The following is a 12,605-nucleotide window of genomic DNA, read 5'->3' on the forward strand; positions in this document are numbered from 1 at the left end:
TTTTTCTAAATGAAAAATATTTTTTTTACCTGTCTTTTCCTTTCTCTTTATTCTCTTTTTGCTCAAACTGGAACATTGGAGGGTAAGGTGATGTCGGATGGAGAGGCATTGCCATGGGCAACTATACAGCTCAAAAACTCCCAGATTGGTACAACTACAGATGAATTGGGCAGATATAACCTAAAAGTACCATACGGCACATATTCCGTGGTATGCCAAAGTATAGGATACAAGTCCATAACAAAAGAGGTCACCATTACGAATCCCATGACAGTGACCTTGAACTTTCAACTAAAGGAAGATGTAATGGGTCTGGAACAGGTTGTTGTTACGGGTACTAAAACAGACAAAAGGAGAACAGACTCCCCTGTGATCGTTAATTTAATCAATAGTAAAACCCTGGACAACGTAGTGGCAACCAATCTCTCAGAAGGCCTTCGATTTCAGCCTGGACTTCGGGTAGAAACCGATTGCCAAACCTGCAATTATACACAGCTCCGTATCAATGGACTCCAAGGAGGTTATTCGCAAATACTAATCAATGGGCGGCCCATCTTTAGCCCTTTAACCGGTTTATACGGCATGGAACAAATCCCTACCAATATGATAGAACGCATTGAAATAGTCCGTGGTGGTGTCTCAGCACTTTATGGGTCCAGTGCTATTGGAGGGACCGTTAACGTAATTACAAAGATTCCCAGAGAAAACGATTATAGCATTACATATACCTATCAAAATCCGGGCAACAACTCTAACGACCATCTTCTCGTAGGAAATACAACGGTCGTAAACACAGAAAGGAATGCCGGGGCCACCTTTTTCCTCAGCAAAAGGGACCGTGACACCTATGATCATAATGGTGATAATTTTTCAGAATTACCTCAGCTGAAAAACAATTCTTTTGGCGCCAACTTTTTTTACCTTCCTCAAAAGAACCAGAAACTAGAAGCTAGTATAAGCAGCATTAACGAATATAGGTACGGAGGGGAAATGGTCGACAAAGCCGCCCATCTGGCGCAACAGTCAGAAGAAAGGACGCATAATGTAATAATGGGAAGTCTTGATTATCAAATTAATTTTAACGAAGAGAAAAGTGCCCTCATATTATACTATGGGGGGCAACACACAAACAGAGATCATTACACGGGCATAATCCCAGATGACGAACCTGAGTTGAGCCAATTTATGGCTAATCCGCCTTATGGCATTTCCGACGTAACCACCCACCAGGGTGGTGCCCAATTTAACCATAGGTTCAATGAATTTCTTGGAGGAACAACCGTAGTTACCATGGGCAGCGAATTTGTTTATGATGATGTTCTGGATATTATTGAAGCCTATAATTACAAAATAGACCAGACAACGAGAAACCTTAGTGGTTTTGTACAGAATGATTGGGAAGTTACACCAGAATTGAATTTTCTCTCCGGATTTAGAATAGACCAACACAACCTAGTTGATAGGACCATAATAAGTCCAAGACTCTCTTTATTGTACAAATGGAACAAGGAGACCCAATTTAGATTGGGATGGGGCACCGGCTTTAGGGCACCCCAAGCCTTTGACACCGATTTGCACATTGCCTTTGCAGGTGGCGGTATTTCGCGAATATCCCTTGCCGAGACCCTAGAGGAGGAACGCTCCAATAGCTATACGGCATCCGTCAATTACGATAAGGCCAATGAACATTTTATTATAGGTTTTACCTTAGAAGGGTTCTACACCCATTTAAGAGATGCCTTTTATCTTTTTCCCTTGGGGGAAGATCAATTTGGGGAACGATTCGAAAAAAGAAATGGAAGCGGTGCCACGGTGAAGGGCATCACTTTGGAAACAAGGGCTAATTTTGATTATTTGTTACAGATTGAAACAGGGCTTACCCTTCAATCGAGTCGATTTGACGATGCGGTAGAAAACATTGAAGGTTTGGAAGCAAAAAGAGAGTTCCTAAGAACCCCAAATAATTATGGTTACGCCACCCTTACCTACACCCCTACAAAAGCATTCAGCGCCAGCGCCAACTTAGTATATACCGGGCCCATGGAGTTGATCCATTTTGGTGGGGAAGGAACAGGACAGACCATTGATGAATACACCAGGTCTCCTTCTTTTACGGAATTGAGCCTAAGACTGGGGTACGATTTTGAATTCGAAAAAACCAAGACGGGCATAGAGGTATTTGGTGGGGTGAAAAATTTGACCAATGCCTATCAGGACGATTTCGATATCGGAAAAAACAGGGATAGTAATTACGTATACGGACCAGGAGCACCTAGGACCTTGTTTCTTGGAGTTAGATTTAAATCCTTATAATCATGGGAAAGCAATTTACGTTCTTGGTAGTCATTTCTCTTTTTACACTTACATCGGGCACTACCTATAGCCAAAGTAAGGATGAAATTCAATGGATCGGCTTTGAGCAGTTATATGATTCACTCAGCGTACACCCAAAAAAAGTGTTCATCGATTTTTATGCAGATTGGTGCACCCCTTGCTTAAAAATGGATGAGGAAACTTTTAAGGACCAAAGGGTCATTCTCAAACTTAACAAGGACTACTACGCCGTAAAAATGGACGTAGAAACCACGGATACAATTGTTTTTGGCCAACAACGCTTTACCAACAAAAGGGTAAAGAGACGCAATCCCGTACATGACATCCCGCTTCTTTTGGCCAGCAGGAAAGATGCCCCATTTTCCCTGCCTGCCCTAGTAGTCATGGACTCGTCATTTACTGCACAAGCTCGCTACTTTCAATATTTGGATGCAGAACAATTGTTGTCTATCCTAGAAAAATAGCCTTAGAGGGTTCATAATTTTTGTAATCCAAGGAAATGCAACTTCTAACATTAGAATTTGTACTTTTGAGGGTGACCTGTAATAAGGATATACGATCAATATAAAACCTAGCTAATACCGTGTCGATAACAACCCCTTCCATGGCAACATATGACTACATTATTATTGGGGCCGGAGCAGGCGGATTAATGCTTGCCGAAGCATTGGGGAAGGATCCATTTTTTAAAGAAAAATCCATCTTATTGTTGGATAAAGACTCCAAAAACAATAATGACAGGACTTGGTGCTTTTGGGAGAACGGCACAGGAGATTTTGATACCATCCTGCACAAAACATGGAACCACATCTATTTTGGTGGCCCAACCTATGACGCAAAATTAAACATTGCTCCATATTCCTATAAAATGATCAGGGGTATTGATTTTTACTCCTCTTATAAGGCCAAAATAGCTGCTCATCCCAATATAACCTTCAAAACGGATAGGGTGCTGCACATTGAAGACTTGAATAGGGAAGTTTTGGTTAAGACTGAAAATAGCACTTATTCTGCGAAAAAGGTATTTAACAGTATCTTGGATTACAAGGTCTTGAAAACACAGACCAAATACCCTTTATTACAGCAGCACTTTATTGGCTGGTTCGTAAAAACGGAAAAACCCGTTTTTGATTTGGACCAGGCTACCTTTATGGATTTCTCCATTCCCCAAAAAGGGAATACCCGCTTTATGTACGTTTTACCGTTTTCAGAAACCGAAGCCTTGGTGGAGTATACCCTATTTTCCGAAAAATTGCTTCCTGAAGCCGAATATGAGGAGGCCATTGCTTCCTATTTAAAGGAAAAATTACAATGTGGAACGTATTCAATTATAGAAAAAGAAAAAGGAAACATACCAATGACCTGTTTCGATTTTAATGTCTTTAACAGCAAGAACCTTCTCCATATAGGCATGGCCGGTGGATGGGCAAAACCCAGTTCTGGGTACACATTTAGATACGCCTGGAAAAAGACCAAGCTCTTGGTTTCCTTCTTAAAAGAGGACAGACCACTATATAAATTCACAAAGAAGGATAGATTTTGGTATTATGACCTGCTTTTACTGGATATCCTAGCTAATGACAATAGCAAAGGAGAATTAATTTTCGGACAGCTTTTTAAAAATAGATCTCCACAACTAATTTTTAAATTTCTTGATGAAGAAACAACCTTATGGGAGGAACTAAAAATTATTACGGCATGCCCCATTCCCGACTTTACCAAAGCCCTATTAAGAAGGTTGTTTTAAGGAGGGCCAATTAAAATCTTATCAACCTATGGTACAAACACGATTGGGGAATTCCTCTGATATTTCAGGGGTCCTTGAACTTCAAGGACAGAATCTATACAAATATCTGTCCGACGAAGAATTAATAAATGGGTTTGTGACCACCCCTTTTACCAAAGATCAAATTGAGAAAATCATTGAGCAAAAAGGACTATTTGTATGTCTTAATGAACAAGGAACGGTGGTAGCCTATGTTTTTGCCGGGAGTTGGGACTATTTTTCACAGTGGGAAATATTCAATGTTATGACCTCGAGATTTCCCAACCTTCGCTTTGGCAATGTTCCAGTTACCACTGCAAACAGTTTTCAATACGGCCCTATATGCATTCATAAGGACTATCGTGGCCAAGGGATTATCAATCGGATTTTTGAAGCCATGCGTCTCGTCTTTGTTGAGAAATATCCGATCAGTATCACTTTTATCAATAAAATAAACGCAATTTCTGAAAGGGCACATACCCAAAAATTAGGATGGCAGATAGTAGATGAATTTGAATACAACGACAAGACCTATATTGCCCTTGCTTTTGATATGACCAAAAGCGTCATGAAAAAGAGTTGAAGCGATTAAATTAATTTATACCTCTATACTTTTCGCTTCATGAGGCTTTCTCCAAAACGGTGGAGAATTTCTTTCTTTTCTGGAGAAATATCTAATTTATCCAAAATAGAAAATGCATTATTGGTGTATTTTTCAATTTCATCCTTGGTCTGTTGGGCAGCAGTACTTTCCAAAAATATATCTTTTACGGTAGTGATCTTTGCTGTTGCATCCTTTGGCTTAATCGAAAACAAATGCGCCAATTCTTGGGCCTGTTGAGGCGTTACCATTTCCAAGGACTTGAGGTACAAGAATGTTTTTTTATTTTCTATAATATCACCCCCTACCTGTTTCCCAAATGCCTTGGGATCACCAAAAGCGTCCAAATAATCATCTTGTAACTGAAATGCGATTCCCAAATACCTTCCGAATTCATATATAGCATACTGGGATTCCAAGGAAGCTCCTGCAATAATGGCGCCCATTTTCATGGCAGCAGCAACCAGTACCGCTGTTTTATATTCAATCATTTTAATATATTCAGGGATCGTCACATCTTCCCTATCCTCAAAATCTACATCATACTGTTGTCCCTCACAAACCTCCAATGCCGTTTTACTGAACAATTTTAAAAGGTCTTTGTAAACCTGTCCTTCATAACGTTCAAAATATTGGATGGCACTGATGAGCATTGCATCTCCAGAAAGGATCCCCGTGTTTATATCCCACTTTTCATGAACTGTAATTTTTCCTCTTCGCAACGGGGCATCGTCCATGATATCGTCATGAACCAATGAAAAATTATGAAAAACCTCCACCGCCAAGGCTGCATCCATGGCTTCCTTGTAATCTTTCCCAAAAATATCTGCTGTCATCAATGTCAGGATAGGTCGCAAACGCTTACCCCCCAAGCCTAAAATATAGCTGATAGGAGCATATAAATTTTCAGGTTCTCTGGTAGTAGTTTTAGCCTCTAAATGATTGATGAATTCTGAACGGTATTGATCTATGGTGAGCATTAATGCAATTTTTCTCCAAAAATACGCCAAAACAATAAATTGACACATACTTAAGGGCGATTAAGAAGAGTGCCTTTCTATCGTTTTCTATAATTTCACGTGAAACTTTGGAAACTTTTTTTGTTTTTAAAGTTTCCACCACTATATTTGCAGCCAATTATGAGAGGAACTATCTTAGAAAAATCGTCTGAACTGTTCTTGAAACTAGGATTCAAGAGCGTCACCATGGATGATATTGCCCATGAAATGGGAATTTCCAAAAAGACTATATACATCCATTTCAACAACAAGACCAATTTGGTCGAGGAATGTACCATGTACATTTTCCATAAAATAGCAGAAAATATCAACTGCATTAGGGATCTTAAAAAAAATCCCATTGAAGAACTTTACGAGATCAAAAAAATGGTCATGGTGCATTTGCATGACGAAAGGGGCTCTACAGAATATCAGTTACAGAAGTACTACCCAAAAATTTTTATTGCCCTAAGAAAAAAGCAATTCCAGATCATGGAAGATTGCATTGTTGACAACATAAAAAAAGGAGTTGGAGAAGGGATTTACCGTGAAAACATCAACGTGGACTTTATAGGTAGGGTATACTTTTCTGGTGTTACCAGTCTAAAAGACCAGGAAATATTTCCGTCAGACCAATTTCCTATTAACCTTCTAATGGACGATTTTTTGGAATACCACCTTCGGGGGATTGTCACCCCTAAGGGAAGGAAAATACTAAATGCTTTAATCAATTCAAATTACGAATAAATGAAACAGTTTATACTAACGGCCTTTACCATAGGCCTAAGCTTCGCTTCATTTGCACAAGAGCAGGCAACCCCAAGCTTTTCACTTGAGGAAGCAGTGGCCTATGCCTTGGAAAATAATTACAAGGCGATTAATGCCAACAAAGACATTATAGATGCGCAAAAACAGAAATGGGAGACCATTGCTGGGGGACTTCCTCAAATAGAAGGCGCAGTAAGTTACCAAAATCTGTTAAAGCAACCCGTATCCCTTATTCCAGCTGAGTTTTTTGGTGGAGAACCTGGTACATTCACTCCCATTACCTTTGGCCAAGCACAAACGGCAAGTGCCACAGCCACGTTAAAACAACAGATTTTTGACGGGTCCTATATCGTCGGGGTACAGGCTTCAAAAGCATTTATCAGTTACAGTGCCAACAATAAGGAAAAAACAGATCTTGAAGTTCGCAAGGCCGTGGTAGAGGCTTACGGCAATGTACTACTCGCCAGAGAAAGTGTTCTTATCTTCGAAAAAAACAGAGAAACACTTAGCAAAAACCTTTACGAAACGAAAAAAATATATGAAAATGGCCTGGGAGACGAGGAGAGCGTAGACCAATTACAGATCACCCTTTCATCCGTAGAGAACCAACTGCGCAATGCCCAACGTTTAGAGAAATTGACCCTTCAAATGTTGAATCTGGTGATGGGTCTGGACATATCAACACCTACTGTTTTAAAGGAAGATCTTGATAAACTTACCCAAAGAGAAATGGACCTAAGGTTATTGGATGAAGAGTTGACCATGGAAAACAATGTAGATTATAAGTTGGCCTATAACCTGAACGAGCAACGCTTTTTTGAGCTGAAGTTGGCAAAAAGTAGAACTTTGCCCACCCTGAATGCTTTCATAAATTATGGCTCCACAGCATTTAGTGAGAACTTTGATTTTTTTAATGGGGAACAACAATGGTTCGATTCGTCGATTCTAGGGTTTGATCTTAGCATTCCCATTTTCAGTTCCTTTAAAAGAAATGCTTCTACTGCGAGGGCAAAAATTGCCCTTGATAAGGCCAAAAACCAGTTAGAAGAGTCCAAAGAAAATATCCGCCTTCAACTGGAAAATGCCAAAAGTGAATATCTTTTTTCCATTGAACAGTATGACACTTCTAAAGCAAATTTGGCCCTGGCAGAACGCATAGAACAAAAAAACCAGATCAAATACTTTGAGGGGTTGGCCTCGAGTTTTGAACTTAGACAGGCCCAAACACAATTGTATACAGCCCAGCAGGAATATCTGCAATCCATGGTAGGGGTTATCAATAAGAAAACCGAACTGGAAACCATTATCAACAACTAATAAATCAATCAAAAAATACCTATTTATAATACAATTCAAAATGAAAAATATCTATTACATATTTGTAGCCACACTTATTCTTACTGCTTGCGGAAATAACGGAGAGCAGTCCGTGGACAGCCTTATAGAAGCTGGCGATGTTGAAGCCATGAGAGCTAAAAAGAGTGAACTTTCGGAGCAATTAAAAATTACGGATCAAGAAATAAAGCTTCTAGATTCAGTGATCGCGAACTTTAACCTGGACGAAAAATTACCGTTGGTCACTACGGTTAAGGCAGAGGAACAAAAATTTGACCACTTTTTAGAATTACAAGGCGACGTAATGACCAAACAAAATGTGTTGATCTATCCGGAAATGGCAGGAACGTTGCAAAAGGTATATGTTCAAAAAGGTCAGCAGGTAAGCAAAGGACAGCTTTTGGCCACCATCGACGATGGGGGTATGGGAAGTCAATTGGCACAACTAAAAACACAGGCAGAATTGGCAAAAACTACTTTCGAACGTCAAAAGCGTCTATGGGACCAAAAAATAGGTTCTGAAATACAATATCTTCAAGCAAAATCCAATTATGAAGCACAGCAAAATGCCGTGAAACAATTTCAAAGTCAATTGGGTAAATCTTCCATAAGGGCTCCTTTTTCAGGAATCATCGACAATGTGATCAAAGACCAGGGCACCGTGGTTTCACCAGGACCGGGGTCTGAGGTATTCCGTATTGTGAACCTTTCTGATATGTATATTGATGTGGAAGTACCGGAAACATATTTGGGTAGCGTCACCATAGGAAAAGAGGCGAAAGTATTTTTTCCTGTATTGGGGGATAGTACAATCACAAAAATCCGTCAGACCGGAAATTTCATCAATCCAAGTAACAGATCTTTTAGTGTAGAGATTCCCGTCCCTAACAAAAATGGAACTATAAAACCAAATTTAACGGCCAAAGTGCGTATCAACGATTACACCAGTGAAAAAGCTATTTTAATCCCACAGAGTATTATTTCGGAAAATGCCGAAGGGGAGCAATACGCTTACATAGCCATGGAGCCAAATGCGGATAATGAGGCCATAGCAAAGAAAATAATTATTACAACCGGGAAGACCCAAGGGGCATTCATTGAAGTGCTTTCCGGGATAGAAGATGGAAACCAGGTGATCAAAGAAGGAGCCAGAAGCGTTAAAGATGGTCAAAAAGTAAAAATCATAAACTAAAAGCCCATGAGCAAGCAGAAAAAAAACGCCGATAAGGAATTTGGATTATCGTCCTGGGCCATAGATAACCCTAGTGTAATCTATGTTATGATTGGACTCTTCCTATGGATAGGGCTGTCTTCCTATTTTGGTATGCCAAGAGAGGATTTCCCGGAAATTAAGGAAACCAAAATTTACATTAGCACCCTGTACCCCGGCAATACAGCGGAAGACATCGAGCGTTTGATCACAGATCCCTTGGAGGATAAGCTTAAGAATATCAGCAATTTGGTGGAGATAACCTCTACCTCTCAGGAAGATTATTCCATTATCACCGTTGAATTTGATGAAGAAATCACGGTTGAGGCGGCAAAACAAAAGGTAAAGGATGAAGTAGATAGTGAAAAAGCAACGGAAGACTGGCCCATTTTCAATAATGCCAAAGTAGATCCCAATGTTTTTGACTTAAACCTTTCAGAGCAGTTCCCCATAATGAACATTAACTTTACGGGGGATTACCCCGTAGAAAAGCTAAAGGAATTCGCGGAGCACATGCAGGATGAAATCGAAGACCTGCCTGAGATAAAGCAAGTGGATATAAGGGGTGCTCAGGACAAGGAGGTTGAAATTGCGGTGGATGTCTATAAAATGATGGCCGCCAAGGTTAGTTTTGATGATGTTCTGAATACCATCAGAAATGGTAACATTACCATGTCCGCAGGAAATTTAAAGACCAGCGGTCAAAGACGAACCATTAGAATCTTGGGAGAGATAGAAGACCCAAAAGACTTGTATGACTTCGTAGTAAAATCGGAAAATGGGAATGCTGTTTATTTAAAGGATATTGCCCAGGTTACCTTTTCAGAAGAGGAAAAAACCACATTTGCCCGTGAGTTTGGCGAAAGTGTGGTGATGTTGGACATAAAGAAAAGGGCAGGCAAGAATATGATCGAAGCCTCCGATAAGATCAAGGCAATGGTCAAAGATGCTAAAGCCAACTACTACCCTACTGATTTGGGGATTTCAATAGCAAATGACTCTTCCGGCAGGACTCTAAATCAAGTGGATGACTTGGTGAACAACATTATTTTCGGAATTATTTTGGTGGTTACTGTGCTCATGTTCTTTCTAGGATTTAGAAATGCACTCTTTGTAGGTTTCGCAATACCTATGTCCATGTTCATGTCGTTTATGATCCTTTCATGGCTGGGATACACCTTAAATACCATGATACTCTTTGGAATGATCATGGGTTTGGGGATGCTGGTGGATAATGGAATTGTGGTGGTAGAAAATGTATACCGACTCATGGATGAAGGGATGCCCCGTATCGAGGCCGCAAAAAAAGGAATTGGCGAAATTGCCTTTCCGATTATTATTTCTACGGCCACCACTGTTGCCGCTTTTGTACCCTTGGGATTATGGCCTGGAATCTTCGGACAGTTCATGATTTACTTCCCTATTACACTATCGGTGGTGCTGGGATCTTCACTGTTTGTGGCCATATTTATGAATTCCATGTTGGTCTCCAATTTTATGGATACTGGAGAGAAGGAACTGACTGTTAAACAACTGGTGCGACTGAGCATCATTATGGGGGGACTTGGAATCTTCATCCTGATATTTGGTGGTACTGTCAGAGGTTTGGGCAGTGTTTTAATCCTAACAGCGGCCATGTTCTGGATCTACAAATACTTCCTGAAAAGATGGGCAATCAATTTTCAAAAGAATACTATGGTACGCTTTGAAAATTGGTACGAAAGACGATTGATGCATGCCCTGAGGGGAAATAATGTGTATTGGTATTTCGGGGGAACGGTGGCAATGCTTATTGGTGCCTTTATGCTCTTTGGAGTCTCCATTAGCACCCAGAGAACTAAAATAGAATTTTTTCCGGATACCATTCCGAATGAGATCTATGTTTATATAGAATACCCCCAGGGAACCTCCATTGAAAAGACCAATGAACTGACCCAGGATATTGAAAAAAGGGTCTATGGAATCATTAATAGCGATAAATACACCGATGCCAATGGCGCAAACAACTATCTGGTTGAATCGGCGGTATCACAAGTTGGGGAAGGCGCGGGGAACCCGCAGACCGATGGGGGCTCTGCGGCAGAAATGCCCCATCGTGGAAAGCTTACTGTCTCTATGCGCGAGTTTAAATACAGGAACGGACTGGATACAGAGGAGCTCAGGAAAAACATTCAAGAATCTCTAAAGGGAATTTATCCCGGGGTAGCAATTTCCATTGAAAAAGATGCAGCGGGTCCTCCAGCCGGTTACCCCATCAACATAGAGTTGCAAGGGAAAGATTACGATGAGTTGATCAGTACCGCAGAGGACATGCGCAATTTCATCAATACGAAAAATATTGCTGGGATTGAGGAATTGAAGATTGACGTTAACAAAGGAAAACCTTCCATGCAGGTGGTCGTGGACCGCGAAAAAGCAGGAGAGTTGGGAGTTGCTGTAGGACAGGTTGGAAATCAGCTAAGAAGATCCTTGTTTGGTGAAAAGGCCGGTATCTACAAAAAGGATGGAGAGGACTACAACATCAACGTCCGTTTTAATGAAGAGAACAGATATGATAAAAGTGCCCTTTTTAACCAAAACATCATTTTTAGGGATCCTGCGAACGGACAGATCAAAGAAATTCCTGTTTCAGCTGTAGCTTCTCAAAGAAACACTTCTTCCTTTAGCGCCATCAAACATAGGGACAATATAAGGGTGGTAACCGTTTATTCTGGTTTAAAGCCCGGTTTCACCGATGCCGCCGCCATTGTAAGTGAAATACAAAAGGAGATGGAAAGTTATAAGACCTTGCCTCAAAATGTTCGTATAGACTATACGGGGCAGATAGAGGAACAGAACAAGCAAATGCAATTTTTGGTCGGGGCATTCTTTACCGGTTTGGGGCTCATAATGCTTATTTTGATCTTTCAGTTTGGCGGAATTTCCAAACCTTCGATTATTATGATCGCCATATTCTTAAGTTTTATAGGGGTTTTTGGAGGGCTTATTATAACCGGAAAACCATTCGTTATCATGATGACCATGATGGGAATTATTTCCTTGGCCGGTATTGTGGTAAACAACGGAGTGGTGCTTTTGGACTATACCCAAATTCTTATTGATCGAAAAAAGGTGAAGTTAGATATGGATGATAGAGACCTTTTAACCAGGGATGATGCTAGAGAATCCATAATAAAAGGTGGAAAGGCGAGATTGCGTCCAGTAATTCTAACTGCTATTACTACCGTTTTGGGACTTATTCCATTGGCGATAGGGCTGAATATAGATTTCTTTTCCCTGTTTTCGGAATTCAATCCCAATATATACATAGGCGGTGACAATGTTATATTCTGGGGGCCCTTGGCTTGGACCGTGATCTATGGTTTAATTGTAGCTACCTTCCTTACTTTGATTATCGTTCCTGTACTATTCTTTATAACCTACAGGCTCAAAATAAAATTGAGGGGAATACGTAAAAGTTAGAAGGAAAATAGTAAAAGTATAAGATATCGGGCAGTACCATCTTTGAAAGATATACTGCCCGATATCTATTTTACACCACTGTAAAACGGTTTAATAAAAAAGGTCCGATACATACATCGGGCCTTCTAGCTT

Annotated in this window: 9 protein-coding genes; 8 read left to right on the forward strand and 1 reads right to left on the reverse strand. The window is 40.3% G+C overall.

Features of this window, described 5'->3' with window-relative positions; genetic code table 11:
- Positions 1–9: 9 nt before the first annotated feature.
- The 4 genes from SB49_RS11070 to SB49_RS11085 all read left to right on the forward strand — a co-directional run bounded on the left by SB49_RS11070 (position 10) and on the right by SB49_RS11085 (position 4,682).
- Positions 10–2,313 (forward strand): TonB-dependent receptor, encoded by a 2,304-nt coding sequence (locus SB49_RS11070; RefSeq protein ID WP_062056558.1) that lies wholly within the window; start codon positions 10–12, stop codon positions 2,311–2,313.
- Positions 2,314–2,315: 2 nt separating this feature from the next.
- On the forward strand, positions 2,316–2,798 hold the full coding sequence (locus SB49_RS11075; protein WP_062056560.1) for a thioredoxin family protein: 483 nt from the start codon (positions 2,316–2,318) through the stop codon (positions 2,796–2,798).
- A 140-nt stretch (positions 2,799–2,938) separates the two neighbouring features.
- Positions 2,939–4,081 (forward strand): lycopene cyclase family protein, encoded by a 1,143-nt coding sequence (locus SB49_RS11080; protein ID WP_062056562.1) that lies wholly within the window; start codon positions 2,939–2,941, stop codon positions 4,079–4,081.
- A 28-nt stretch (positions 4,082–4,109) separates the two neighbouring features.
- Positions 4,110–4,682 (forward strand): GNAT family acetyltransferase, encoded by a 573-nt coding sequence (locus tag SB49_RS11085; protein WP_062056564.1) that lies wholly within the window; start codon positions 4,110–4,112, stop codon positions 4,680–4,682.
- 23 nt (positions 4,683–4,705) lie between these two features.
- Here the strand turns inward: SB49_RS11085 and SB49_RS11090 are convergent, their stop codons facing one another.
- The gene (locus SB49_RS11090) at positions 4,706–5,680 is read right to left on the reverse strand and encodes a polyprenyl synthetase family protein (RefSeq protein ID WP_062056566.1); all 975 of its coding nucleotides are present in this window, start codon (positions 5,678–5,680) and stop codon (positions 4,706–4,708) included.
- 159 nt (positions 5,681–5,839) lie between these two features.
- Between SB49_RS11090 and SB49_RS11095 the strand changes: the two genes are divergently transcribed.
- From SB49_RS11095 to SB49_RS11110, 4 genes are read left to right on the forward strand one after another with little or no spacing between them, the layout of a single operon-like run.
- Positions 5,840–6,445: a TetR/AcrR family transcriptional regulator gene (locus tag SB49_RS11095; protein ID WP_062056568.1), complete on the forward strand. Its 606-nt coding sequence runs from the start codon at positions 5,840–5,842 to the stop codon at positions 6,443–6,445.
- Complete coding sequence (locus SB49_RS11100) at positions 6,446–7,783, forward strand: TolC family protein (protein WP_062056570.1); 1,338 nt, start codon at positions 6,446–6,448, stop codon at positions 7,781–7,783.
- Between the two features lie 40 nt (positions 7,784–7,823).
- Positions 7,824–8,993, forward strand: coding sequence for an efflux RND transporter periplasmic adaptor subunit (locus SB49_RS11105; RefSeq protein ID WP_062056579.1), 1,170 nt, complete (start codon positions 7,824–7,826; stop codon positions 8,991–8,993).
- Positions 8,994–8,999: 6 nt separating this feature from the next.
- Positions 9,000–12,473, forward strand: coding sequence for an efflux RND transporter permease subunit (locus SB49_RS11110; protein ID WP_062056581.1), 3,474 nt, complete (start codon positions 9,000–9,002; stop codon positions 12,471–12,473).
- Positions 12,474–12,605 lie beyond the last annotated feature (132 nt).

This window comes from Sediminicola sp. YIK13, assembly GCF_001430825.1.
In the GTDB taxonomy this organism is placed as follows: Bacteria; Bacteroidota; Bacteroidia; order Flavobacteriales; family Flavobacteriaceae; genus Sediminicola.